Source organism: Pseudomonas sp. NFACC13-1 (assembly GCF_900104425.1).
Lineage (GTDB): Bacteria > Pseudomonadota > Gammaproteobacteria > Pseudomonadales > Pseudomonadaceae > Aquipseudomonas > Aquipseudomonas fluorescens_AA.
The window spans coordinates 88,059-113,625 of the sequence record NZ_FMXV01000019.1; the positions used below are offsets into that span (position 1 = coordinate 88,059).

At 60.8% G+C, this 25,567-nt stretch carries 24 protein-coding genes; 9 read left to right on the forward strand and 15 right to left on the reverse strand.

Features of this window, described 5'->3' with window-relative positions:
* The first annotated feature begins 12 nt into the window (after positions 1-12).
* Genes gnd through BLQ55_RS21650 form a run of 3 tightly spaced genes read left to right on the forward strand, consistent with a single transcriptional unit; the run spans position 13 to position 3,325 of the window.
* Positions 13-993, forward strand: coding sequence for a phosphogluconate dehydrogenase (NAD(+)-dependent, decarboxylating) (gene gnd / locus BLQ55_RS21640; RefSeq protein WP_092256864.1), 981 nt, complete (start codon positions 13-15; stop codon positions 991-993).
* Positions 990-2,510 carry a glucose-6-phosphate dehydrogenase gene (gene zwf / locus BLQ55_RS21645; protein WP_092256867.1) on the forward strand — a complete coding sequence of 507 codons (1,521 nt, stop codon included), beginning with the start codon at positions 990-992 and terminating at the stop codon, positions 2,508-2,510. Before gnd ends, zwf begins: the two co-directional genes overlap by 4 nt.
* Entirely contained in the window at positions 2,507-3,325 is an 819-nt protein-coding gene (locus BLQ55_RS21650; RefSeq protein WP_092200722.1) for an HAD family hydrolase, read from the forward strand. Before zwf ends, BLQ55_RS21650 begins: the two co-directional genes overlap by 4 nt.
* A 162-nt stretch (positions 3,326-3,487) precedes the next feature.
* On the opposite strand, the gene nhaB is transcribed toward BLQ55_RS21650, so the two are convergent.
* The 3 genes from nhaB to BLQ55_RS21665 form a co-directional block, all read right to left on the reverse strand.
* The gene (gene nhaB, locus BLQ55_RS21655; protein ID WP_092256869.1) at positions 3,488-4,990 is read right to left on the reverse strand and encodes a sodium/proton antiporter NhaB; all 1,503 of its coding nucleotides are present in this window, start codon (positions 4,988-4,990) and stop codon (positions 3,488-3,490) included.
* A 95-nt stretch (positions 4,991-5,085) separates the two neighbouring features.
* On the reverse strand, positions 5,086-6,375 hold the full coding sequence (locus tag BLQ55_RS21660; protein WP_092256872.1) for a hypothetical protein: 1,290 nt from the start codon (positions 6,373-6,375) through the stop codon (positions 5,086-5,088).
* Between the two features lie 184 nt (positions 6,376-6,559).
* Complete coding sequence (locus tag BLQ55_RS21665; RefSeq protein ID WP_013693488.1) at positions 6,560-6,826, reverse strand: hypothetical protein; 267 nt, start codon at positions 6,824-6,826, stop codon at positions 6,560-6,562.
* Positions 6,827-7,167: 341 nt separating this feature from the next.
* Between BLQ55_RS21665 and BLQ55_RS21670 the strand changes: the two genes are divergently transcribed.
* Positions 7,168-8,493, forward strand: a complete 1,326-nt coding sequence (locus BLQ55_RS21670; RefSeq protein ID WP_092200731.1) for a sigma-54 dependent transcriptional regulator — start codon at positions 7,168-7,170, stop codon at positions 8,491-8,493.
* A 163-nt stretch (positions 8,494-8,656) separates the two neighbouring features.
* On the opposite strand, the gene BLQ55_RS21675 is transcribed toward BLQ55_RS21670, so the two are convergent.
* The 9 genes from BLQ55_RS21675 to BLQ55_RS21715 form a co-directional block, all read right to left on the reverse strand.
* The gene (locus BLQ55_RS21675; RefSeq protein WP_092200734.1) at positions 8,657-9,940 is read right to left on the reverse strand and encodes a transporter; all 1,284 of its coding nucleotides are present in this window, start codon (positions 9,938-9,940) and stop codon (positions 8,657-8,659) included.
* Between the two features lie 46 nt (positions 9,941-9,986).
* A complete protein-coding gene (locus tag BLQ55_RS21680; protein WP_092256875.1) occupies positions 9,987-10,733 on the reverse strand; it encodes a hypothetical protein in 747 nt (248 codons plus the stop codon).
* Positions 10,734-10,792: 59 nt separating this feature from the next.
* On the reverse strand, positions 10,793-11,473 hold the full coding sequence (locus BLQ55_RS21685; RefSeq protein ID WP_092200740.1) for a C39 family peptidase: 681 nt from the start codon (positions 11,471-11,473) through the stop codon (positions 10,793-10,795).
* Positions 11,474-11,645: 172 nt separating this feature from the next.
* Positions 11,646-12,623: a heme utilization protein gene (locus BLQ55_RS21690; RefSeq protein WP_092200743.1), complete on the reverse strand. Its 978-nt coding sequence runs from the start codon at positions 12,621-12,623 to the stop codon at positions 11,646-11,648.
* 58 nt (positions 12,624-12,681) lie between these two features.
* Entirely contained in the window at positions 12,682-13,275 is a 594-nt protein-coding gene (locus BLQ55_RS21695; RefSeq protein ID WP_092256878.1) for an adhesin, read from the reverse strand.
* A gap of 1 nt (position 13,276) precedes the next feature.
* Positions 13,277-13,723 (reverse strand): hypothetical protein, encoded by a 447-nt coding sequence (locus BLQ55_RS21700; RefSeq protein ID WP_092200749.1) that lies wholly within the window; start codon positions 13,721-13,723, stop codon positions 13,277-13,279.
* A 321-nt stretch (positions 13,724-14,044) separates the two neighbouring features.
* Positions 14,045-14,569 (reverse strand): AAA family ATPase, encoded by a 525-nt coding sequence (locus BLQ55_RS21705; RefSeq protein ID WP_092200752.1) that lies wholly within the window; start codon positions 14,567-14,569, stop codon positions 14,045-14,047.
* Positions 14,566-15,129, reverse strand: a complete 564-nt coding sequence (gene pnuC, locus BLQ55_RS21710) for a nicotinamide riboside transporter PnuC (protein ID WP_092256882.1) — start codon at positions 15,127-15,129, stop codon at positions 14,566-14,568. Before pnuC ends, BLQ55_RS21705 begins: the two co-directional genes overlap by 4 nt.
* Before the next feature lie 178 nt (positions 15,130-15,307).
* Positions 15,308-16,942, reverse strand: a complete 1,635-nt coding sequence (locus BLQ55_RS21715) for a methyl-accepting chemotaxis protein (RefSeq protein WP_092256884.1) — start codon at positions 16,940-16,942, stop codon at positions 15,308-15,310.
* 273 nt (positions 16,943-17,215) lie between these two features.
* On the opposite strand from BLQ55_RS21715, the gene BLQ55_RS21720 reads away from it, so the two are divergent.
* Positions 17,216-18,046: an undecaprenyl-diphosphate phosphatase gene (locus BLQ55_RS21720; RefSeq protein WP_092256887.1), complete on the forward strand. Its 831-nt coding sequence runs from the start codon at positions 17,216-17,218 to the stop codon at positions 18,044-18,046.
* On the forward strand, positions 18,043-18,465 hold the full coding sequence (locus tag BLQ55_RS21725; protein ID WP_092256890.1) for a DUF1294 domain-containing protein: 423 nt from the start codon (positions 18,043-18,045) through the stop codon (positions 18,463-18,465). Before BLQ55_RS21720 ends, BLQ55_RS21725 begins: the two co-directional genes overlap by 4 nt.
* A 66-nt stretch (positions 18,466-18,531) precedes the next feature.
* On the opposite strand, the gene BLQ55_RS21730 is transcribed toward BLQ55_RS21725, so the two are convergent.
* Together BLQ55_RS21730 and BLQ55_RS21735 are read right to left on the reverse strand one after the other, a co-directional pair.
* Positions 18,532-18,882 carry an MmcQ/YjbR family DNA-binding protein gene (locus BLQ55_RS21730; protein ID WP_092200767.1) on the reverse strand — a complete coding sequence of 117 codons (351 nt, stop codon included), beginning with the start codon at positions 18,880-18,882 and terminating at the stop codon, positions 18,532-18,534.
* Positions 18,879-19,787 carry a LysR substrate-binding domain-containing protein gene (locus tag BLQ55_RS21735; protein WP_092256891.1) on the reverse strand — a complete coding sequence of 303 codons (909 nt, stop codon included), beginning with the start codon at positions 19,785-19,787 and terminating at the stop codon, positions 18,879-18,881. The genes BLQ55_RS21730 and BLQ55_RS21735 overlap by 4 nt, the downstream gene beginning before the upstream one ends.
* Before the next feature lie 129 nt (positions 19,788-19,916).
* Here BLQ55_RS21735 and BLQ55_RS21740 point away from each other — a divergent pair, with 129 nt between their 5' ends.
* Together BLQ55_RS21740 and BLQ55_RS21745 are read left to right on the forward strand one after the other, a co-directional pair.
* Positions 19,917-20,525, forward strand: a complete 609-nt coding sequence (locus tag BLQ55_RS21740) for an FMN-dependent NADH-azoreductase (protein ID WP_092256894.1) — start codon at positions 19,917-19,919, stop codon at positions 20,523-20,525.
* Between the two features lie 184 nt (positions 20,526-20,709).
* A complete protein-coding gene (locus tag BLQ55_RS21745) occupies positions 20,710-21,747 on the forward strand; it encodes an alpha/beta hydrolase family protein (protein ID WP_092256897.1) in 1,038 nt (345 codons plus the stop codon).
* On the opposite strand, the gene BLQ55_RS21750 is transcribed toward BLQ55_RS21745, so the two are convergent.
* Positions 21,741-22,934 (reverse strand): MFS transporter, encoded by a 1,194-nt coding sequence (locus BLQ55_RS21750; protein ID WP_092256900.1) that lies wholly within the window; start codon positions 22,932-22,934, stop codon positions 21,741-21,743. The two genes, BLQ55_RS21745 and BLQ55_RS21750, sit on opposite strands and share 7 nt — an antisense overlap.
* A 344-nt stretch (positions 22,935-23,278) precedes the next feature.
* Here BLQ55_RS21750 and BLQ55_RS21755 point away from each other — a divergent pair, with 344 nt between their 5' ends.
* A complete protein-coding gene (locus BLQ55_RS21755; RefSeq protein ID WP_092256903.1) occupies positions 23,279-25,273 on the forward strand; it encodes a hypothetical protein in 1,995 nt (664 codons plus the stop codon).
* Positions 25,274-25,567: the final 294 nt, after the last annotated feature.

Below are 25,567 nucleotides of genomic sequence, written 5' to 3' on the forward strand. Positions count from 1 at the left end.
GAGCATCAGCACATGCAACTCGGGATCATTGGACTGGGCCGCATGGGCGGCAATATTGCGCGGCGCCTGATGCTCGATGGGCACGCCACCGTCGTCTATGACCGCAATGCCGCTTTTGTCGAAAACCTGCGCCAGGAAGGCGCCACGGGCGTCGCGGACCTGCCGGCGCTGGTCGCCGGCCTGGAAAAACCACGGGCGGTCTGGGTCATGCTGCCGGCCGGCGCCCCCACCGAAGACACCATCAACGTCCTCAGCGAGTTGCTCGAGCCGGGCGACGTGATCATTGACGGCGGTAATACGTATTACAAGGACGACATCCGTCGTGCCCAGGCCCTGTCGGAAAAAGGCCTGAGCTACATCGATGTCGGCACCTCCGGCGGTGTTTGGGGCCTGGAGCGCGGTTACTGCATGATGATTGGCGGCGAGGCCGAGGTGGTGAAGCGCCTGGACCCGCTGTTCGACAGCCTGGCGCCGGGCATGGGCGATATCCCGCGCACCCGTGACCGCAAATCCGACGATGACCGCGCCGAACGTGGCTACATCCACGCGGGCCCGGCGGGTTCGGGGCATTTCGTGAAGATGATCCACAACGGCATTGAATACGGCATGATGCAGGCCTTCGCCGAGGGCTTCGACATCCTCAAGACCAAATCCAGCGAAAGCCTGCCACCGGAGCAGCGTTTCGACCTGAACGTGGCCGATATCGCCGAAGTCTGGCGTCGCGGCAGCGTGGTGTCGTCTTGGTTGCTGGACTTGACCGCCGACGCGTTGGCCAGCGATCCGAAACTGGACGGTTTTTCCGGTGAAGTCGCCGACAGTGGGGAAGGGCGCTGGACCATCGAGGCCGCCATCGAGCAAGCAGTGCCGGTTCCGGTCCTGTCCAGCTCGCTGTTCGCCCGTTTCCGCTCGCGCCAGCAAAGTACCTACGGCGACAAAATGCTCTCGGCCATGCGCTTCGGCTTTGGCGGCCACGTGGAGACGCCGAAGAAATGACCTCGATCGCCAGCAAATCCAAGGCAGAATCCGCGCCGCCGACCACGTTGTTCCTGTTCGGCGCCCATGGCGATCTGGTCAAGCGCCTGCTCATGCCGGCGCTTTACCACCTCAGTCGCGACGGTTTGCTGGATGATGGGCTGCGCATCGTCGGGGTTGACCACAACGCCATCAGCGATGTGGATTTTGCCAAGAAACTCGAAGATTTCATCCGTAACGAAGCGGCGAGCAAGGGCGGTGATGCCGACCACGCGCTCGACCCGGCGCTGTGGGCCAAGCTGGCCCAAGGCATCAGCTACGTCCAGGGTGACTTCCTCGATGACGACACCTACCAGGCGCTGGCGGCGAAAATCGCCGCCAGCGGCACCGGCAACGCGGTCTTCTACCTGGCGACCGCGCCGCGCTTTTTCAGTGAAGTGGCCAGCCGCCTCGGTGCGGCCGGGCTGCTTCAGGAGCAGGAGGGGGCATTCCGGCGGGTGGTGATCGAAAAACCGTTCGGTTCCGACCTGCAAACCGCCGAGGCGCTGAACGCCTGCCTGCTCAAGGTCATGAGCGAGAAACAGATCTATCGCATAGACCATTACCTGGGCAAGGAGACGGTGCAGAACATTCTGGTCAGCCGTTTTTCCAACAGTCTGTTCGAGGCGTTCTGGAACAACCACTACATCGACCACGTACAAATCACCGCCGCCGAAACCGTCGGCGTGGAAACCCGTGGCAGTTTTTATGAGCACACCGGCGCCCTGCGGGACATGGTGCCCAACCATCTGTTCCAACTGCTGGCGATGGTGGCCATGGAGCCGCCAGCGGCGTTTGGGGCCGACGCGGTGCGTGGGGAAAAGGCCAAGGTCGTCGGGGCGATCCGGCCCTGGTCGGTGGAACAGGCCCGCGCCAACTCGATCCGTGGCCAGTACACCGCCGGTGAAGTCGCTGGCAAGGCGGTGACCGGTTATCGCCAGGAAGCCAACGTCGCCGCCGACAGCAACACCGAGACGTACGTGGCCCTCAAGGTCATGATCGATAACTGGCGTTGGGTGGGCGTACCGTTCTACTTGCGTACCGGCAAGCGCATGAGCGTGCGCGACACGGAGATCGTCATATGCTTCAAGCCGGCGCCTTACGCGCAGTTTCGCGACACTGAAGTCGACGAACTGCAACCCACGTACCTGAGAATCCAGATTCAGCCCAATGAAGGCATGTGGTTCGACCTGCTGGCCAAGCGGCCGGGGCCGGCGCTCGACATGGCCAATATCGAATTGGGCTTTGCCTATAAGGACTTCTTCGAAATGCAGCCGTCCACGGGTTATGAAACCCTGATCTACGATTGCCTGACCGGTGACCAGACCCTGTTCCAGCGTGCCGACAACATCGAAAACGGCTGGCGTGCCGTGCAGCCGTTCCTTGATGCCTGGCAGCAGGACGCGACGGTCCAGCCCTACAAGGCCGGCGAAGATGGTCCGGCGGTCGCCGATGACTTGCTGACCCGCGACAATCGCGTCTGGCATGGCCTGGGATGAGTGTTCTGGTGAAGCGCCCCATCCGATTTCTACTCAGCGACATGGACGGCACACTGCTGCTGCCTGATCACAGCATCAACCAGCGTACCATCGCCGCGGTTCGCGCATTGCGTGAGGCCGGTGTGCTGTTCAGCCTCGCTACCGGGCGGCCGCCGCGGGCGATGTTGCAGCAGATCGAGGCCCTGGGCGTCGACCTGCCCACGGCGGCATTCAATGGCGGCACGCTGGTTCATCCCGACGGCAGTTTCCTCGCAGTCCATTACCTGCCGCCGGAGGCTGCGCTGGCCACCCTGGCGCTGTACGCCGATCAGCCGGGCATCGAAGTCTGGGTATTCGCCGATGGCGACTGGCTGGTGCGCGACGCCCACGGGCCGATGGTGCCGGTGGAGACGCGTGGCCTGGGCTACCCGCCGGTCGAAGTCGAGAGTTTCGAACCTTACCTGGAGCGGATCGACAAGATCGTCGCCACCAGCGCCAACACCGACCTGCTGGTAGAGTTGGAGGCTCGGCTGCATCCGCTGCTCAAGGGGCAGGCCCAGGTGTCGCGTTCGCAACCGATCTACCTGGATGTGACGGCGATGAAGGCCAACAAAGGGGAAGCGCTGTCGACCCTGGCCGCCTTCCTCGACGTGCCGCTGGAGCAGACCGCGGCCATGGGCGACGGCGGCAACGACCCGGCGATGTTTCACCGGGCGGGATTATCGATTGCCATGGGCCAGGCGGATGAGGCGATCAGGCGCCAGGCGGATGTGGTGACCGCCGCCGTGACCGAAGACGGCGCAGCCCTGGCGATCGAGCGGTACATCCTGCCGTAGGATGTCCTGACCTGTAGGAGCTGGCGAAGCCTGCGATCTTTTGATCTTTCGCTTGAGACTCAAGTGTCTGGGGAAAGATCGCAGCCTCGTTGCACTCGACAGCTCCTACGCACAGTCCAGTGGGAGCAAGGTTCCTCGCCCCAGGTTTTACTCAGGAATTGCTTACAGCCAGTAAGTCACCGCATACCAGCCCAAACCGCCCATCACCACGGTATAGGGCAGGGCCATCCAGACCATCCGGCCATAAGACAGGCGAATCAGCGGTGCGATCGCCGAGGTCAGCAGGAACAGGAAGGCAGCCTGGCCGTTCGGTGTCGCGACGCTCGGCAGATTGGTGCCGGTGTTGATGGCCACCGCCAGGGTCTCGAACTGTTCGCGGCTCATGTGGCCGGAGATGAAGGCCTGCTTGACCTCGGTGATGTAGATGGTGGCCACGAACACGTTGTCGCTGATGGCCGAGAGCAGGCCGTTGGCAATGAACAGCATGCCGGGCTGCTGGTCGGCGGGCAGAGCCAGGACCCACTGGATCAGCGGCGTGAACAACTGCTGGTCGTGAATGACCGCCACCACCGCAAAGAACACCACCAGCAGCGACGTGAACGGCATGGCGTCCTTGAACGCATTGCCCAGTCGATGCTCGTCGGTGATGCCGGTGAAGGCGGTAATCAACACGATGACCATCAAGCCGATCAGGCCGACTTCGGCGATGTGCAAGGCCAGGCAGACGATCAGGATAAGCGCGGCAAGACCCTGGACGACCAGGGCTGCGCGCTGGCGTGCGGTGCGTTCGCGATTGTCCTGCTCAGCGTAATCGGCCAGCACGGTGCGGACGTTGTCCGGCAGCAGCGCGCCATAGCCGAACCAGCGCAGCTTTTCCAGGGCCACGCAGGTCAGCAGCCCGGCAACCAGCACTGGCAGCGACACCGGTGCGACTTTCAGGAAGAAATCAGCGAAATGCCAGCCCATCTCATGGCCGATCAACAGGTTCTGCGGTTCGCCCACCAGGGTGCAGACGCCGCCCAGCGCCGTGCCGACGGCACCATGCATCAGCAGGCTGCGCAGGAATGCCCGGAACTGGTCCAGGTCGCCATGGTGCAGCGACGGCATGTCGTGGTCTTCATCGATGCTGCTGTCCTTGCGTGGATCGTTGCCCGATGCCACACGGTGGTATACCGAATAAAAGCCCACCGCGGCGCTGATGATCACCGCCGTGACGGTCAAGGCGTCGAGGAACGCCGACAGAAATGCCGAGAGAAAGCAGAACATCAAGGCCAACAGCGCCTTGGAGCGCACACCCAGGAGCAAGCGCGAGAACAGGAACAGCAGCAGGTCCTTCATGAAGTAGATTCCGGCCACCATGAACATCAGCAGCAGGATGACCGGGAAGTTATGCACCAATTCGTCGTACAGCGCCTTGGGTGTGGTCATGCCCAACAGCAGGGCTTCGACCAGTAGCAACCCACCAGGCATCAGCGGGTAGCATTTGAGGGCCATGGCGAGGGTGAAGATGAACTCCACGACCAGCATCCAGCCGGCGACCACCGGGCCGAGGGTCCACAGCACCAAGGCATTGAGAATCAGGAAGGTGATGATGCACGCCTTGTACCAGCGCGGGGACTGCCCAAGAAAGTTGTGCGCGAAAGCTTGAGCCATCGAACCGGACATTGGCTGCTCCTTTTAATTAGAAGCGCGCAACTTGCCGTAACAAATGGGGAATATCAAGCGTAGGCGTGAATACCGTTCGCCTACGACGATCTGACTCACGCCCAATACCGCGCAACCACCGCTCGATAATGCCCCTGGAGCGAGTAGCCGCCCACCAGGATTCTGCCGTCAGACTGCACCGCCAGGGCGGTGGCGGTGTCCAGGCTGTAGCCGAGTCGAGTGCGAACCCAGCCTTTGCCTTCACCGAAATCCGGATCGAGGCTGGCATCCGGCAAATGCCGGGCGAGCACGAAGTCGGCTTCGATACCGCCGATGGTGGCGCCAGCGGTCACCAGCTTGCCGTCCGGTTGAAGCCGGGCAGCGGTCCACTGGCTGGCGTTGCGCCCGATCGCCATGAGTTGGCACTGGCCCTGGTTGCAATGACGGTCCGGCGTGCCGTCCAGGCGCACTTTCAGGGACAGGCTGTGCATCGGATCGCGGCTGCTGCCGAAGGCTTGTAGATCGCCGTTCGCATCCTGAACGATCTGGCTGACCATCACGCTGTGACCCTGCGCCAGGATGGACAGGAAGCCCTCTTCGCCGAAGCTGTCATCGAGCTTGCCGCTGCTGTCATAACGGGCGATCAAGCCGTGCTGGGGCAAGTCAATCGCGCCGCCGACGACAATATGCCCGTCAGCCTGGAGCATCAGGCAGCCGAGCCAGGTATTTTTCAGCGCGCGTCGGACCATCACGAAACCGCGACCGTTGAACGAGGTATCCAGGGCCCCGTCCGGCAGGAGCCGGATCAGTACGCCGACATGGTCGGACAATTGGTAGTGATGGTTGGCGAGCAAGAGGATCCGGCCATCGGCCTGCACTTGCATGTCGCAGGCCTCGAGCCCCGGTACGCCGGGCGGCAGCCAGGGATCGCGCAGGCCTTGGGAGAGGTCGCCGCAGAGCCGGATGATGTGTCGGCCAGCGTTGCCGAAGTTCTGGACGGCACGGCCCTGTTGATCGAACAGCGCCAGTGCGGGAAGGGTGTGCTCGTTGTTTTCGTAGTGCAGGCCGGACAGCAGGATATGCCCGTCGGGTAGCTCGATCACTTTGCCCGCCGTCGCTTCGAAGCCCTGTTCGAACGCGCCGATCACGCAGCCATGGCTGCCGAAACCCGGATCGGTCGAACCGTCATGATTGAGTCGTGCCAGCCCGAACCGGCTGCCATGGGCGGTCTCGATCCTGGCCGCGACCAGGATGCGGTCGGCACGGTCGAGGGTCAATCCGGTGATCAGGCTCGAGGTGCTGCTTTCGAAATGAACCCAGGCTTTACCGTTGGCGGCAAAGCCTGGGTCAAGTTTCCCGGCGTGGGTCATGGCCGGGGGGAGTTCAAACGCGAACTGATCGAGCATGCCTGCCTCTCCTTGCGTGTCGACCGGCCCGAACGGGCGATGACTGCATGAGGGCAACATTCAATCCCTGAATGTGACAATGCACAACTGTCAGGTACTGCAGTTACAGGGGCGATGCGTGCCATAACAATGGCTTTACAACCCAATGCCAAGCCTGCAATCGATAACAGGCCCTAGCAGTGTTTTATTCAGGCATCGACCAAGACTGCAAGGTGTAGCCTTCCTGGCTCAGTTCGGCACGGGCCTGCTTCAACAGATCGGCCAGTTGGACCGGGTCGGTATAGGCGCTGCTTGGAATCTGAGTGCGGCCAATATGGGTATTGGTGCGGTCGATGACGGTCAGGCTGAGTTCGCCGTTACCGTCTTGTGGAGCCCAGGCCACGCATTGGAAAGGACGGAATGCGCGGTCGGCAATCAAAAGAGCTTCGTTGATACGGAGCGGGGCGTTCATGGCATTTTCTCTTAAGTGTGCCCAAACAAATGATGTGCCGTCGGTTGGGCGTACCGTGCGGCTGGTTACTTGTACTGATGTCCCGAACCCGTAGGCGGGTCACACATTATTTAAATAAATTTCGATTTTCTTTCAGACCAGGCTTTTGGTCTTTTGTTTGAAAGCACCCTGAAAGAAAAGCACCCGCGACAACTAACGAAACGCTCGCTTATAACCACTTTAACCTGTTGTCGATAATCAATTGATACAAGGGGGCGTCAAGTTCTTGCTACTGTTACATGCAGGTTTGCCAAACGACTGTTTCTAATCATATTTCTTTATTTTGGCGCCAAGGATCAGTCATGATCGAAGCCAGTACGTCACGTCGTCTGCTCGTGGTTGATCCCTGCGACGATTGCCATCGCCTGTTGCCAGGTCTGCGCAGCATTGGTTGGGACGTGGACAGTTGCGCCCTTGAACACGCCGGCGATCGGACCTGTGACGTCGGCCTGTTGCGCTTGCAGCCTTTTCACCTGGAGCGTCCGGAAGCGGTCAAGGAGTTGATCAGCCGTAGCGGCACCGAATGGATCGCCGTGCTCAGCCAGGAAGTATTGCGCCTGCAAAACGTCGGTGATTTTGTCTGCGAATGGTTTTTTGACTTCCATACCTTGCCGTTCGACGTGTCCAGGGTCCAGGTGACACTGGGTCGGGCGTTTGGCATGGCGCGCTTGCGGGGGCAGGGCTCGATTCACATCGATCGGCCCGAACACGAACTGCTGGGCGACAGCAAGCCGATCCGCGAACTGCGCAAGTTATTGAGCAAGTTGGCGCCTGCCGAGTCGCCGGTGTTGATTCGCGGCGAGAGCGGCACCGGCAAGGAACTGGTGGCGCGCACCCTGCACTGTCAGTCCCACCGGCGCAACAAGCCGTTCATCGCCATCAACTGCGGCGCCATTCCGGAACACCTGATCCAGTCTGAGCTGTTCGGGCATGAAAAGGGCGCGTTTACCGGCGCTCACCAACGCAAGATCGGACGAATCGAGGCCGCTCACGGAGGCACGCTGTTTCTCGATGAAATTGGCGACCTGCCGTTGGAGCTGCAGGCCAACCTGCTTCGTTTCCTGCAGGAAAAACACATTGAACGGGTCGGTGGCAGCCAGCCGATTGCGGTCGATGTGCGGATCCTGGCGGCGACCCATGTGGACCTCGAGGCGGCCATCGAGCAAAAGCGTTTTCGCGAGGATCTCTACTACCGCCTGAACGTGCTGCAAGTGACGATGGCGCCCTTGCGCGAACGGCATGGCGACCTGGCGATGCTCGCCAGTCACTTTTCCCATTTCTACAGCCAGGAAACCGGCCGCCGCCCCCGCAGCTTCAGCGAGGATGCATTGGTGGCGATGGGCATGCACGACTGGCCCGGGAATGTGCGGGAGTTGGCCAACCGCGTCCGTCGCGGGCTGGTGCTGGCCGAAGGGCGGCAAATCGAAGCGAGGGACCTCGGGCTGGCCAGCCACCAGGGCGTCGCGGCGCCGATGGGCACGCTGGAGGATTACAAGACCCGCGCCGAGCGCCAGGCCCTGAGCGATGTGCTCAACCGGCACAGCGACAACCTGAGCGTGGCCGCCCGGGTGCTGGGCGTCTCCCGGCCGACGTTCTATCGTTTGCTGCACAAGCATCAGATTCGCTAGAACAGCCTACATACAACCCATTGTGGGAGCGAGCTTGCTCGCGATAGCGGCCTTTCATTCAGTATCAATGCTGACTGAAAAGGCCTTATCGCGAGCAAGCTCGCTCCCACAAGGGTTATGCAGTGCCCTTGGGATAGGTGTCCATCACATATCCCTTGGGGCATCAGAAGTAATACGGGAATTTCAGGCTGAAGGTGAAATCCGGCGCATCGTCGGTCAGCCCGATGGACAGGTTGGGCACGATGGTCAGGTTGTCGGACGCTGCGACGGTCATGCCGATATTGAAGTAGCCGGCGTTGGCGTCGCTGGAGACCACCGACTCCCAGTCGCCGCCGTCCTGTTTGAGCTTGCTTTTCTTTTGGATCAGGTCAGAGACCGAGAATGACATGCTCATCTTCTCGTTCAAGGCGAAGGCAATGCCCGCACCGAGCTGGAAGCTGTCGCCGATCCGTACTTTGCCCGGCACCTTCTGGTTGACGGTGGAGCTGATGTCGTCGAACGATTCTTCGAAGTTATGGGTGTAGGACAGGGTGCCGAACAAGACCGCCGGGTCGAAGGTCTTGACCAGCGAGAGCCCGGGTGTGATCGACCACACGCCGTTGCCGGTGGGCAGGTCGTCAGGTACGAACAGGTTGGTGTTGGCCTGGGATTGGCGCAGCTTGATGCCAAACGGGTCCTTGCCGGTGGGCGCCTTGACCCGCAGGGTGACCACCGCGTCTGGAGAGTTGATCGACTCATCCATGAACTTGTAGGCGATGCCGAAGTTGACGTCGCCGATGGTCGGGTCGCGGGTCACGGTTTCTTCGCTGGTGACCCCGGCCGCGCCGTTGTTCGCGCCGCCTGACTGATACGTGGATTCGCGGTAGACCACTGGCACGTTAAGGTCGAACTGCCAGCGATTATCGAAGTTATAGCGGCCGGTGAGGTCCAGCGTCCAGGTGTCGGCCTTGATCCGGTCGAGGTTGATGTTGCCCAGGAAAATCGAATCCAGGGCCAGGAAGCCATTGAGGATCAGTTGCCGCGTGTCGTAGCGTGAATAGGTCACGCCGGTCTCGAAACTGAACCTGCCGCCGCCGAAGAAGCCGCTGGCCTCGTCATAGAGATTGGAGACACTCTGGGCCGGCTGGGAATCATCGGCCAGGGATTGCCCATAGCCACTGCCGCCTGCCGTTGTCGCGCCACCGCCGGCCACGGTCTGGTTGCCTTTCATGTCGGCCGGGGATTTGGCCAGGCGCTTGGGCTGCGGCGTGGTGGGTTGGTCCTCTACCTGGCGGACCCGCTGTTCGAGCACCGCCAGGGCTTTCTGCTGGACCTCGTATCGTTGCTTGAGCTCAAGAAGTTCCTGTTTCAGGGCCTCGATGTCGGCGTCCGGGGCCGCCTGCAACACGGCTGCCGGGAACAACGTGCTTAAACACATCACAGCGCGCAACGATACGGATCGATACATGAAATATGCCGTCCCTATTTGCCCAGTGGTCGGAAAACAGCGTAGTTCAATAACCGAGGTTACGGAGGCCGCGCAGTTGGGTCAGGTTGCAGTCCAGTGCCCCGGCACTGGGGCCGTTGTTGTTCAGCACCACGTTGAGCTGGGTCATGTTGTTGACCAGGTTGCTATTGCCCAGCAGGCGAGTGTTTTGCAGCAAGCCGCCCTGGGCCACTTGCTGCAAGGTGCCGCCCTGGTTGTGGCTGGCCTGGATCGCCATTTGCACGCCGCTGCCGGTGGCGGTAACCGCGACGCTGCCAGCGGCGTTGTTGCCGCTGATGGTCTGGCCCTTGGTCAGCAGTTGGCCCTGGGAAGGCACGAGCGCCGGTGCCTGGTTGCTCTCTTTCACATCGATGCTGACGTTGTTGTAGGCCGTGTTGCCGTCGCCGGCGGCACGTACGCTCTGGGTCACGCCCTGGCCCGTGCCAAGGCCGGCGCCACCGGTAATGTTGCCGCTGCCCTGTTCGGGGACGCTGCCATTGCCGGTCTGCTTGATGGTGGAGACATAGAACTCGGGTTTGACGGTGGCGGCCTGGATCTGCATGGTGCTGGTGGCGCCGATCAAGTCGCCGCTGGCGTTGCGCCAGGTACTGCTCATGACGATGCCGAAACTGATGACTCGGCCGGGCATGACGTAACGACCGCGTAGCTCGGCAAGCTCCTGGTCCTTGACTTCGATGGGTTTGAAGCCGGCATGGGCATAGCCCGAGGCGGTCGCGAGCAGGCAGGCCAGCGACAGCCAGTGTGACGTTTTCATGTGCTGCTCCCGGAGCGTCCTGCTCCTTTTTTGTACTTATTGTTGGCAGTGGTCGGCGATTAGAAAAAGTCGCTCTGTATGAAGCCGAAATCCATCAGTTCCGCATCCCTGACCGGGTTGAAACCGTCCAGCTTGTTACGGGCTGTCAGGGGTTGAGGAGGGCTGCGTAGTGCATTGGTCTTGTCGTAGCCCGGGCCGACGATCGCAAAGACGATGCCGTTCCAGCCTTTGACGAACTCATCGTGGGCGTAACGCTTGTGCCCCAGCACCGGGTCGCCGATGTAGACCCATTGCTTGTCGGCCCGCTGCAACACCACGAAGTGCTTGTAGCCGCGTATTTCCATCAGGACTACGACCGGAATCGTCACCGCTTCGAGCTTCTCTGGCGGTATGCGGTAGCCTCGGGCACGCATGCCGATAGTCTCCACGTAGCGCTTCATGTCCAGCATGGAAAACCCCTGGGTGCGAACCAGGTTCTGGTCGGCATTGACCAGCATGCCTTTGATGACGTGTTCTTCATCGACGTCAAGCCAATAGGCCTGGCGCAGCACCGTGGCCAGCGCGGCGGCGCCGCAACTGAAGTCGGTTTTCTGCTCGACGATGTCGCTGAATTTACGTTCGCGTACGCTTTGCACCGGTTTGTAGACCAGCATGCCGCCAGGCAGGGCGGCGACTGGCATCTGCGCCGCTTCGGCCATGCAAGCCAGGCAGAGCAGCAGGAAAACGGCAGTGACACGCATGATCAATACGCCTAGTGGACATCCAGGAAAAGCCCCCTGTGGGGGCGAGCCTGTGGGAGCAAAGCGTGCTTGCGATAGCGGTTTTGAAGCCAGCAGAGGGGCCGTACGTGACGACCTCGATCGCGAGCGAGCTGTGCTCCCACAGAGCTACTACCCCCACAGTGGTACTTTTTTACATGCAAGCCTTGCAGCCGGCCGCGATGGACAGCGAGTTGCTTTGCTGGTTGCCCACGCCTGCCGACACGTTGGCGCCGCCGTTACCGGAGAAGCCGTTCATGGAGTTGGTCATGGTGGCGTTGTTGATCACAGGGTTTTTCCAACCGTCGCGGGTCAGCACCTGTTGGGTGTTGCTGCCGGCCAGTTCGAAAGTCCCCACGGCGGAGAACTTGAACTTGTCGTCATCATGACCGCCGCCGTAGCCGCCTCTGTTGTCCCAGCCGCCATGATCGTTGTCTTCGGCGGTACCGGTACCTTTGGCCTTGAATGTGCCTGAGGCGCTATAGGTGCTGGTGAGCGTGTCGGTCTTGTAGGTCCGCACGCCTTTGTTGTCGACCACAAGGCCGGTGGAGGCCTGGTCGGCCGCGGCCGAGGCCTGTGCGACACGACCCCCGGATACGGCGATGGCCAGGTTGTTTTTCTGCTGGTTGAAGTTCCCGGCGGTCACGTTGATACCGATGTTGCCGGAGCCGTTGTTGCCCGCATTGGTGAGCGAGGCGTTGTTTTGTGTGGAGTTGTTCTTGACGTAGTTGTTGTTATTGACCTGCGTGGCGCTGGAGGCGGCGACAGCCGAGCCGAAGATGAAGCTTTCGTCGGCGGTGGCCAGGGCGGCGGCGTTGTCCTGCTGGTTGCCGTCGCCGCCGGCAATGTTGGCGCCCATGTTGCCGTTGCTGCCATTGAGCGAGTCTTTGGCTTCGGCGGTGTTTTTGGTGGCCTGGTTGGTCACCACGTTGCCGTCGCTGTTCTGCTCATCCAGCACCGCGGCCCCAGCCCCGGCACTGATGGAGAGCAACTGGTCCAGCGTCGGCCCTTGCTGATGCCCGTGACCATTGCCATGGCCATTATGGTTATCGTTTCCTCCAGCCTGTGCAGCCATTGCCATGACAGCGGCGAGAGCGAAAACCAATGGTTTGAGTGCCATTGTAGGTTTCATGGTGTTTCTCCTTGCGTGTCGTTGGTTAAGTGTCGGTACTTTCTTATGTAGCCCCGGGTCAGTCAGCGACCCGGATGCTCAGGGTGTTAGCCATTCGGTTCCCCACCCCGGCGCTCTGGTTCACCTGGATTACCCCTCGGCTGCCGGTGAAGGCCTGGTCGCTGGTAACGACCTGGCGACTGCCGGTTGGGGCGCCAGTTGCTCCTGAGTTCGGTAACAACGCCACGTTCTGTTGAGACAGGGCGCTGTCGTCCATGCTCTGCGGATGACCACTGATGCCCACTCGCATGACATCGGCCATCTGGTTGTTGGCCCCGGCGGACTGGTTGACGCCCAGCACGCCGTTGCCGTTGCTGAAGGAGTGGCCACCGATGCGGGCGGTGGCGTTCATGGAAGGGGCGGCCTGGGTGTCGACACGTTGCTGCACGTGGGTGCTTGCCTGGGCGTGGCTGCCAATGGCGATGGCCCGGGTGTTGGTTTGCTGGATCCGGTCGCCGGCCGCCTGGTTGACGTTGAAGTTGCCGGTGTAATGGCTGCCGGAATCCTGCAGGTTGGCGTTGCTGACCACCGCGACACCCGAATCGGCAAATACGGTGAAAGAGCTGAGCAGGGAAAGCACGATCAGGGCGAGTAGGAACAGCACGGGCTTCATGTCACTGTCCTCCCGCCAGCCGACCCAGCGGGGCCAGGCCGGAAGTCAACGAGCGGTTGATGGTGCCCGAGATCGCGCCACCACTACCGCCACCGTGACCGGCATTCATGCCCGGCATGCCGTTGGGGTTGGTGACCACGTTCAAACCCTGCACACCGGTATTGGGGGTGACAATGTTGCGGATCGACGAGCCGCTGGCCACACTGGCGAACTCGCCATCGCTCAGTTCGGTGCTGGCGGTCGCTTGATTGATTCGTGCGGAGGGGTTGGCATTGACGGTGGTCGGGTAGGGATCTTTGCCGCCGTTGCGACCGATTGCGATGGGTTGTACGTCACGGCTGAGCACGATGACGCCGTTGCCTTCGGCCTGTACTGGCAGGCTGAGCATCGCGCTGGCGGCGCAGCCGATCACTAGCAAACAGGTCAAACTTCTTTCGAAAGTCCCCACGGCATCGATTCCTTCTTCGGTGGGCTGGCCCTGGTCCAGCGTTGCGAAGTGGGGAAGAGCAGGTGTTGTGCCGTATTTTGAAATGCCTGCCAATTCAATGGGTTGGATTCAGGCATGGACGTTCGGGGAGGGATCCTGTTTCAGCGTTGAGACAGGTGCATGACGGCCAAATGGCCATCAGCCGCTCCAGGGCTCTGGATCAAGGCTTTCAGGCGAGTGTTTCAGCAGCTTGACAGTCTTGATGACAAGGGTATGAAACGGGGTTGAGTCAGGGTTTGGTGGAAGTGCGCTGTTTCAGAAGTGAAACAGATCAAGCGGCGTTCACGCTTCAAGCAGTTGGGTAACGGCTGCAAACACCTGCTGGCGGCGTTGCACCCAGTTGCCCTGAATGACCTGGAAAGGTTGCCGATGTCGCCTCAGCCAAGTCTCGATCGCTTGGAAAAACGTCAGCCGTTCCATCAGATCGGGCTGGCAACGCAAACCGTCGCCCGTCCATTCGACCTGCTCTGGGCTCAACAACAGGTGCAGGTCGTAATGACGGGCCAGCAGCGCCGGTTCGAGCCATTCCGGGCAATCGCCGAACAGGGTCTGGCTCCAGAGGATGTTACTCAACAGGTGGGTGTCGAGGATCAGCAGCGCCGGCCGATGGGCACGCGCCTCGTCTTCCCGGGCCAGCTGGCCGGAGGCGATGTCGGTGATGTCGGCCAGGCAGGTATCGCGTTGGGTCTGCTCCATGAAATGGCGCACGTACTCATCCACCCGCATTCCACCGAAGTGTTCCTGCAATTGCGCCGCCAGCCAGCTCTTGCCGCTGGACTCCGGGCCGGTCAGGACCACCACCTTCATGCGCGCAGGGCCGGGTCGGCACGCCATTCGCGCCAGCCTTGCACGGCCAGCAGGGTGAACAGGGCGTAGAGTGCGGCGGTCAGGTGCAAGCCTTTGTAGATGAACAGAGCCACGAAGATCACGTCCAGGGCGATCCACAGCGGCCAGCATTGCACGCGTTTTTGCGCCATCCACCACTGGGCCACGAGGCTGAACCCCGTGAGCGCGGCATCGAGCCAGGGCTGGGCGGCGTCGGTCCAGTGGGCCATGGCGGCACCCAACAGCAAGCTGCCCGCCGCGCCGAGGGCCAGGCCGAGCAACACCGATGGCCCACCGAGGCGGCTGACCTGGCGCCCATCATGATTGCGCCCGGCACGGGTCCATTGCCACCAGCCGTAGAGTTGCAGCACCGCGTAGACAACCTGCAGCAGCATGTCCGAGTACAACTTCACCTCGAAAAAAATCCAGCTGTACAGCAGCACCATGACCAGGCCGATCGGCCAGCACCAGGGGTTCTGCTTGACGGTCAACCAGACGGCGATCACGCCGAGGGCTGCGGCAAACAGTTCAAGCCCGGACATGGCGGTTCCTTGGGAAAGAGGAGAGGGCGGCGATTGTAAACGCTATGTGGTGGATAGCTCCACAAACCAATGTGGGAGCGAGCTTGCTCGCGATAGCGGTGGGTCAGCTTGCATCAATGCTGAATGTGCGACCGCCATCGCGAGCAAGCTCGCTCCCACAGGGATAATCCACCAATCTTTAGACTCGGAATTGCTTGAGCAACCCGTTCAACTGTTCACTCAGTGCCTTGAGGCGGCTGCTTGCCTGGCTGGATTGTTCGGCGGCCATGGCGGTGCTGTGGGACAGTCCGGCGGCCTGGGTGACGTTTTGGTTGATGTCTTCCACCACATGGGCCTGTTGCAGGGTGGCGCTGGCGATGGAGGCGTTCAGGCTGTTGAGGTTGCGCAGGGCCTGGCCGATGGCGTTGAGGCTGGCACCGGCGAGGCCGGCCTGTTCGATGGTCAGTTGCGAGGCTCGGCTGCTGTCGCCGATGACTTTCACGGCGGCGTCGGAATGGGTTTGCAGACGCTCGATCATCGCCTGGATCTCGGCGGTGGATTTCTGTGTACGCTGGGCCAGCAACCGCACTTCATCGGCGACCACCGCAAAGCCTCGGCCTTGCTCGCCGGCGCGGGCGGCCTCGATCGCGGCGTTGAGGGCCAACAGGTTGGTTTGTTCGGCGATGGAGCGAATCACCTCCAGCACACTGCCGATCTGGGTGCTTTCACTGGCCAGGGTACGAATCACTTCCACGGCTTGATCGATGGTCTGGGACAGGCGGTCGATCTGCTGCAAACTGCCATCGATGTTGACCTGGCCTTGCTGGGCCTGGGATTCGGCGTCGCGCATCTCACTGGCCGCGTGCTCGGCATTCTTGGCCACATCCTGCACGCCATAGGTCACTTCATTGATCGCGGTGGCCACCAGTTCCATTTGCTGCGACTGCTGTTGGCTGCGTTCCTGGGCCTGAGCCGCGTCGTTGCCCAATTCGCTGGATGATTGCCCCAGTGCGCTGGCCGACTCCTGCAACTGGCTCACCACTTGGCGCAATTTGGCGGTAAAGGCGTTGAAGTGCCGGGCCAGTTGGGTGACTTCGTCCTGGCCGTGGGTGTCGAGGGTGCGGGTCAGGTCGCTCTCGCCACTGGCGATATTGGCCATGGCGTTCACCGTTTCCTGCAACGGACTGACGATGCTACGTACGATCAGGGTCAAGAACAGGCCCATGAGCAGGGTGATGACCAGGCCGACCGCCGAGGCCTTGATCACCTGGGATTGGAACTCGGCCTGGACGTCATCGATGTACACGCCCGACCCGATGACCCAGTCCCAGGGCTCGAACAATTGGACGTAGGAGGTCTTGCCCACTGGAGCCTCGGCGCCCGGTTTCGGCCAGAGGTAGTTGATCATGCCGGCGCCCTTGGACTTGGCGATGGCGACCATCTCGTTGAACAGCGCATAACCGTTCGGGTCACGGATGGCGGAGAGGTTCTGGCCTTCAAGCTTCGGATTGGTCGGGTGCATGACCATGACCGGTGTCAGGTCGTTGATCCAGAAATAGTCGCTCTGGTTATAGCGCAGGCCACGCACGGCGCTGAGGGCCTGCTTCTGGGCGGCGTCGCGGGTCAAGGTGCCAGCGGTTTCCAAGCCATGGTAGTAGGTCAGCACACCGCTGGCGGTCTGCACCACATGCTGGGTTTTTTGCACTTTTGCCTGATAGAGGTCAGTGTGGATCTGTTTAAGCATCAACGCGCCGAGCGTGAACAACATCACGATGGCCACAATCAGGATGAGCCACAAGCGTCGGCTGATCGACACACTGCGCAAGCTATTCATACGCTGTCACTCCGGTTTTTTATTCTTGTCATCAACGACGGCCGGCACTTTAGCGCCCGGCGGCTATCCATGATTGATCTGGGTCATAACGCGGCAGCGTTATCAGGGCTTGTCTGATAGGATTTCGGCCCCGCAGCGCAAAACCTGAGCCTGTTCTGATTTTTCATTGGTTTTTATTGAAAGGTCGCGGTTATCGTGCAGCCGCTGCGTGTACCTGCATGACACTTGAATATTGATAAGACCTGCATGAACAGCGTCTTTTTTGGGGGATGAATGGATTTGTGGACCGCCTTTTCGGCACTGATTCTTGGCGTAGTGGAAGGCTTGACGGAATTTCTGCCGATTTCCAGCACGGGGCACCAGATCATTGTCGCCGACTTGCTCGAGTTCGGTGGCGAACGAGCGATGGCATTCAACATCATCATCCAGCTTGGTGCGATCCTCGCGGTGGTCTGGGAGTTTCGGCGCAAGATCTTCGACGTGGTGCTGGGCCTGCCGACGCAACCCGGCGCCCGCCGGTTTACCGCCAACCTGCTGATCGCTTTCCTGCCCGCCGTGGTCCTGGGCGTGCTGCTGGCCGACTGGATCCACCACTATCTGTTCAACCCGGTCACCGTAGCCGCCGCGCTGGTGGTGGGCGGTGTGGTGATGCTCTGGGCCGAGAAGCGCCAGCACCAGGTACACGCCGAAACGGTGGACGAGATCTCCTGGAAGGATGCGTTGAAGGTCGGCCTGGCCCAGTGCATTGCGATGATCCCGGGCACCTCCCGTTCCGGTGCGACCATCATCGGTGGCTTGCTGTTTGGCCTGTCGCGTAAAACCGCTACCGAGTTCTCGTTCTTCCTGGCGATGCCCACCATGGTCGGCGCGGCCGTCTACTCGGGCTACAAGTACCGCGAACTGTTCGTCCCGGCGGATTTCCCGGTGTTCTCCATTGGTTTCGTCACGGCGTTCATTTTCGCCATGATCGCGGTCAAGGGCCTGTTGCGGTTCATCGCCAGTCACAGCTACGCCGTGTTCGCCTGGTATCGCATCGCCTTTGGCCTGTTGATCCTGGCCACCTGGCAGTTCGGCTGGGTGGACTGGACCGCCGCCAAGCCATGAACGATTCAGGCGCCCATAAACGCGCAGGGGGCAATGGCGGCGGCGTCGTGCAGCACCTGCGGCTCAAGCTGATGGTCTTTGCGCTGGTCTGCGCCTTGCCGCTGTTCGGTTCGCTGCTGTTCGGGCTGCGGGCAGTGTCGTGGGTGCCGATGGCAGCCTACGGCATCGTCAGTGTGGTGGCGTTCCTGCTGTACTGGAGCGACAAGCGCAAGGCGCGCGCCGACGCCTGGCGCACCCCGGAGAACGTGCTGCATGCACTGGAGCTGGCCGGCGGTTGGCCTGGAGCCTTGCTGGCCCAGCAGCTGTTTCGCCACAAGACCCGCAAAGTCTCGTTTCAAGTGGTGTTCTGGTTCATCGTGCTGTTGCACCAGGTGTTCTGGATCGACCAGTTGTTCCTGGGCGGTTATCTGTTGGCGTAGTCCTGGACCGTTCAAACCTGTGGGAGCGAGCTTGCTCGCGATGGCGGTGGTTCAGTCGCGCCGCCACTACAGCAACAACCCGACCTGGGTACGCTTCGGTAATTTGCCGACCACCAATTGGTGCGAGCGTTGCAGCAGGCCACGCAGTTCTTCGGCCCCCAGCGGGTAGGGCACCTGCATGATGATCCACTGGGCCCGTGCCAGGTAAGGCGCGGGGTGAATGCCTGGCCGGTCGCAGTGACCCAGGAACAGATCCTTGTCGACCTTGAACGCCAACGAGTCGCCCCGCAGGCCCTGAAGAGCGAACATCTTGTTCCCGGCGATGGAAAACACCCGCACGCCGCCCCATTTGTAGTCTTCCCTGGCTCCGGGCAAGCCCAGGCAGAACTGCGCGACATCCTCTTCGCTCAAACTCATAGCGTTCTATCTCCACAGCCCTCGAAGGCTTCCACCAAATGATCGATCCAGGCGCGCACTGCGGGCAACATGCCGCGCCGATGCGGGTAGACCGCCTGTAGCCAGCCGTCGGGCAACGACCATCCAGGCAGCAGTTCCACCAGTGTGCCGTCCAGCAATTCCTGCTCGCAATACATGCTCGGCAATAAAGTGAAGCCCAGGCCGGCGAGGGCGCAGGCCCGGCGCACAATGAAGTCATCGATGCCCAGGCGGGCCTCCAGGCTCAGTTCCACACGCTGTCCATCGCTCTTGACCAGACGCAGATGTACCAGGCGATCGGCTTCCAGGGCCCCCAGCACCGGCAACGTCTCCAGATCGTCCGGGGTCTCGATCCGCCGTCCTTCGACGAAGGCCGGGCTGGCCACCAGCATCAGTCGTGCCCGGCGCAAACGCCGGGTCATCAACAGCGGGTCTTCGTCCCCCAGGTCACGCACGCGCAATGCCACGTCGATGCCTTCGCCGATCAGGTCCACCCGCCGGTTGAGCAGGGTCATGTCCAGTTGCACCAAGGGATATTTCACCAGGAAGGTTTCGATCACCACCGGCAGGAACTGGTGGGCCAGGCCCACGGGGCTGGACACCCGCAATCGGCCGCGGGGCTCGCTGGACATGCTCGCCACCGCTTCGTCGGCCATCTCGGCCTCCAGCAACATGGCCTGGCAATGGCGCAGATAACGTTCGCCGACCGCCGTCAGTTTCAACTGGCGGGTGGTGCGCTGGAGCAGCCGTGCGCCCAGGCGCTCTTCCAGCTCGGCGATACGCCGCGACAACCGCGATTTGGGAATGCCCAGCAAGCGCCCGGCCGCCGCGAAACCACCGGCTTCGACGACTTTGGCGAAGTAATACAAGTCATTGAGGTCTTGCATGGTGAACTCGATTGTCCTGTGAGTGGGACAAACTATCGCATTTATGCTGACTTATCGATCATTGGCTTCATTGATAGGATGGTCGCCAATTGATCGCCCGGTTGCGGTCCTCATTTGGAGAGCATTGATATGAAACTGCTGCACATCGATTCGAGCATCCTCGGCGACAACTCCGCTTCCCGCCAATTGAGCCGTGAAGTGGTTGAAGCCTGGAAAGCTGCCGAGCCAGGCATCACCGTCACTTACCGTGACCTGGCCGCCGACGCCATCAGCCATTTTTCCGCCCAGACCCTGATCGCCGCCGGTACCAGCGCTGAACTGCGTGACGCGGCCCTGAAGCACGAAGCGGATCTCAGCGCTTCGGCGATGGCCGAGTTCCTGGCCGCTGATGCGGTGGTCATCGCCGCTCCAATGTATAACTTCAGTATTCCGACCCAACTCAAGGCCTGGATTGACCGCATTGCCGTCGCCGGCCAGACGTTCCGCTACACCGAAGCCGGTCCGGAAGGCTTGTGTGGCGGCAAGAAACTGGTGATCGTCTCCACTGCGGGCGGCTTGCATGCCGGTCAACCGAGCGGCGTGGGGCATGAGGAATATCTCAAGCTGTTGTTCGGTTTCCTTGGCATCACCGATATCGAATTCGTCCGTGCCGAAGGTCTGGCCTACGGTGACGACGTGCGCACCAAAGCCATGAGCGAAGCCTCGTTGCAGATCGGCCAACAGTTCGCCGCTGCGTAAAACCTGCGTAAAGGCAGCAAGCGCTTCGGGCAACCTTCGCAAAACCCTGTATTCTCGTCGTCATTGGATGGCTGGGATGCAGGGTTTTGCTGCATTCGGCGTCGGGGATTCTGGCGCAGGTTATGCACGGCCAAGCGTGCGAGCGACGGGGCCTTCCCGGGCGCTGGTGAAGGTGGAAGATTCGATGACACGTTTTGGTGCAGCACTGCTGCTTTGCTGGTTAGCCAGTCTCGGTTCCGTGCAGGCCGCACCGGGGCCGCATCCGCATTGGAGCGCTGGTTTCCATGAGTTGAGCTTTCTCGATCCGCTGGATCAGCAGCCGATGCACGCCATCGCCTTCTATCCGTCCACTGACCGGGAGCAATCCAGCCTGCTGGGTGGCTACCAGATCGATGCCGCGCCGGACGCCCAGATCGCCATCGGCCGCTTCCCGCTATTGATGTTGTCCCATGGCAACACCGGCACGCCGTTGGCCCTGCATGACCTGGCCACCTCGCTGGCGCGCAAGGGGTTTGTCGTGGTGGCGGTGATTCATCCCGGCGACAATGCCCAGGATCACAGCCGGCTTGGCACCCTGAGCAACCTTTACGGCCGGCCGATCCAGATTTCCGAGGCCATCACCGCAACGCTCAATGATCCGATGCTGTCGCCGTTCGTCAACGCCGGGCAGGTCGGGGTGATCGGCTATTCGGCCGGTGGCGAAACCGCGCTGATCCTGTCCGGTGCGACGCCGGACCTCAATCGTCTGCGCCGCTACTGCGTGGAGCGGCCGGACGATCGTGACGCCTGCAACACCCAGGGCGAACTGATCGCCGACCGCGATGACCTGCAACCCGTGGCCGACCCCAGGGTCCGGGCGCTGCTGCTGATGGCACCGTTGAGCCTGAAATTCGGTCGTCATACGTTGGCCGATGTCCATGTGCCGGTGCTGCTGTACAGCGGCGATGGTGACAAACTGGTGGCTTTCGACAAGAATGCCGCCGCCTTGGCCCGTAAGCTGCCCACCGCACCGGATTTCAAGACCTTGGCCGGCGCGGGCCACTTTGTCTTCCTGGCGCCGTGCACCGAGGAGCAGATCGCCGCGATGCCAGCGCTCTGCACGGATGCCGACGGTGTCGATCGCAAGGACATCCACCGCACCATGATTTCCGAGGCCAGCCGCTTCTTCGGCGAGGCCTTGGGCAAGCCGACCCGGGCAGGGATGAAGACGGCCGATCAATAAAGGGCGTTTGTCGCTCGGCGACGCAGCAGCAGGGTCAGGCCCAGGCCGGTGACCGACAGCAAGGCGGCACAGAAGAATATCGACGAATAGCCCAGGTTCAATGCCACCGCGCCCATCAGCGGGCCGGCAATCGCCAGCGCCAGGTCAAAGAACACCGCGTAGGCGCTCAGGCCCGCGCCACGGCTGGTGTTGGGCACTTGCTTGATGGCCTCCACCCCCAGCGCCGGATACACCAGCGACAACCCGAAGCCGGCCAATCCGGCGCCGACCAGGGCGAACGGGGTGGACGGCGCGAGCCACAGCAATGCCAGCCCGAGGGTTTCGATGCTCATGCAGGCAATGGCCGAGTTGAAGCCACCGAAGCGGGCGATGCTGGAAATGAACAGTAACCGCGCGAGGATGAAGCAGACGCCGAATACCGTCAGGCACCATGCCGCGCCGGTCCAGCCGCGGCTGATGTAAAACAGGGTGATGAACGTGGTGAGCGTGCCGTAGCCGATCGACGCCAGGCTCAGGCCCGCCCCGAACGGCGCAATACGCGCAAACACCGCCCAGAAAGGCAAGCGCTCGCCACGAATGACCGGCACCGACGGCTTGTTGCGAATCATCAACAGCGCAACGCCCGCCAGCAACGACAACGCAATACCCAGGCTGGCGAAACCCAATTCACCGACCATCACCACCCCCAACGGCGCGCCAATAGCGATGGCCCCGTACGAAGCGATGCCGTTCCAGGAAATCGAGCGGGCCGTGTGCTCCACCCCTACCTGGCCCATGCACCAACTGATGGTGCCCACGCCAATCAGCCCCTGGGCCACGCCGAGCAGCAAGCGGCCGGCGATCAGGATCAACAGGCTGGGTAGCGCAAAGCTTTGCAGCAAGGTCGAAATCAGCGTCAGCACGCCGCTGAGCACAATCCCCGACAGCCCGTAGACGATCGCCCGCTTGGTGCCGACGCTGTCCGACAACCGCCCGGCCATGGGGCGGCTGAGCAAGGTCGCCAGATACTGTGAACCGATGGTCAGCCCGGCCACCACCGCGCTGAAGCCCAATTGTTCATGGACATACCCGGGAAGCACGGCAATCGGCAGGCCGATGCAGAGGAAGGCGATGAAGGTGTAGAACACGATGGAGACGATCTGCAGGGTGATCGACAGGGAACTGGGGGCAGAGGAGGGCGTAGGCATGGGGCTCGTTCGCGGGCGGCGGTAAGAGAACCTCATCATGGCGCGAGGTGAGGATAAAAGAAAGCAGGCTAACTAAATGTGCTGGCACGGGATGCGGCCCGGGCTTGGCGAACAGTCCCTTGGTTTGAACACCCGGCTTTTCTGGCGGGCAGTCGTTGCTTGTGCTCTGTAAAAGGACGACCTGTCAACTCTGACAGTATCCAAGATATGAAAGAGGGCGTTCAATCAGTCGCAGGCCCCATTGGTCGATGTGAAACGCTTCGAGGTGTCCATGGGCATTGTGTTTGCCGAGCCTTACGGCGATGGCTTCAATCACGACGGTCTGGATATCAGGAGAATCGGATATGGCAAGCGTGGACAAGAAAACCAGTGCGGCGCAGGCTCGTATTGACTACCTCGCGCAGCGACGTGAACAGCATTCAGGGCCCAAGGCTTTGGATCCTCCTGAGCTTCTGGCCAGGGTGGTCGATAGCACAGACGGTACGCTCCATAGCGAAGATCTGGATAGGGATCTGCAAGTCAAATTCTTGGGTTTCTCTGACTTGCCGGCACTGCCGGATGATGAGTCGATCATGTATTTGCAGTTCGCTTCGGGTGCGACGCCTGCTGAAGCAGACTATGAAAACGTTGCTGAAAGAAGCTTTCCTTATCCGGTCGACCCGCAAACCGATTTTCCGTTTGAACTGACCCTTGAGCGCAAGCACTTTGCCATCGATGGCGTTTATACATTCAGAGCGTATTTAGATAGTTACAACGCCAGCCACGACGAGTCACTACCCACCACTCGTATTTTCGATAGCACGCCCCCCTATAACCATAAGGAGCCCAAACCGTTAACCATTACGTCCCCCATTACCGATGCTGTTTTGGCGGCTAATCCTACTGGGGTTCCGGCGATCCTTGACGAATATGACGACCGCGCGGCAAGCGATCAATATTTTCTGTGGTACGGAACACTCCCGTTGCCGGATAACCTGCCCGGTACCCCGCCTACGGTCACAGATTTTGTACCGAATGACCTGACATTACGGATACCTGTCGACGTCATTCAGAGGGTGGGGGATGGTGGCTGCTATGCGGTGTATGCACTGCGCGACAAAGCGCAGAATCGCACTCCGCTGTCTGACCTAACCCGCTTGGGCGTGGCCTTGGGCACTTGGCCGCCCCCTGATCTTCAAAGAATCGAAGTACCGCAAGCGACATTCAAGGGGTTCCTCGATTTTCAAGATGCTCTGGATGGCGTGGATGCGGTCGTCAAAACCTATACGGGGCGAAAGGGGACCGATTTCATTGAGGTGACCTGGGGAACGACAGTGCTTCCTTTGGAAACCATGGGTTTGGCCCCAACCAAGAGCATCCGCATCGACCCGGACGTGCTGCGTAGCGAATACGGCGCTGCGACCGGGCCGATTAGTATTCAAGTAAGTTATCGCGTATTGCGAGGCACGGAGCCTTATGGTTCGGACATCGAAACAGGGATTACGGTCGTGACCAATTTTTGGCTACCGGGGCCCACGCCCACCGATCCTTGGCCTAATCCGATCAATGGTGATATTCCATTGGGTGAAGTCTTTGGCGAGAATTCAACAACGCCTAACGTATTGACCCGAGCGCACAATAATAAAAATGCCAACTTTGTATTTGAGTTGTACCCGAATGTGAAGGCGGACGAAATCGTAAAGATTTACTGGAACGGCGAGCACGTCGTCGAAGCCGATTATACGGTCTTGCCCACTGATAAAGAGGGCTATGAAAAAACGCAAATCATTCCGTGGTCCTACATCGACAAGGGCGGCAATGGCGACGAGGTGCCGGTGTGGTACTGGATCAATTCTCCCAACTCTCCCAACCGCCAACGTTCGGACGACACGCTGGTCGAGGTGAACGCGGTCATCTTCAAGCCCCCTGCGCCGACCTTCCCCGATAAAAAGGGCCAGTTCTTGAATTGCGATTCGCTCGATGGTCCCGACTATGCCATTCGTGTGCAAGTGCCTGATCTATCGGGCCCGCCTTACAACTTGGGCATCGGGGATGATGTGACCCTGCACTGGGTCGCGCTGGCGGGTACCGCTGGAGAAACGCCGATCGCTGGGGCCGAGAAGGATGAAACGGTCACCCTGGATGACACAACCTGGCCGGTGACAGGCTTCATCTGGCGGGTACAACCCTACGCAACGCACCTTCTGCCCACGTATGACCCAGATGGTCCGGGGGGCAGTGAGGGGCGAGGGCGAATCACCTACTCCTATGTTGTAGATGGTGGAGAAACGATTATTTCTGAGGAGAGCGAGGCGCGGGTGACCATGTTCCTAGGTAACGGCTCGTGCCAAGTCCCTTGATCATCATCACGTATCCGGCGGTGAAGGCGCGACCCCTTTGCCGCTGGAGTTAGGTCTGTTTACTTTTGCGTGATCAAAGAAGGAGTTGTCGGTAAATATCAGAAAAGTCCTACATATGCCCACAGGGCTAATCTATAGACTCGCCGGCCGTATTAAGTGTTGCCCGGCGAGTTGCTAGCCTGGATATGACACTTGGAATTAACTTTCCTTCTCCAGGGAATCGAGCATGATATTTTCCAATTGCACGTTTGCATTAAACCCTATATCGCGGTGTCTTGCGCTGGCCTCCGTTGC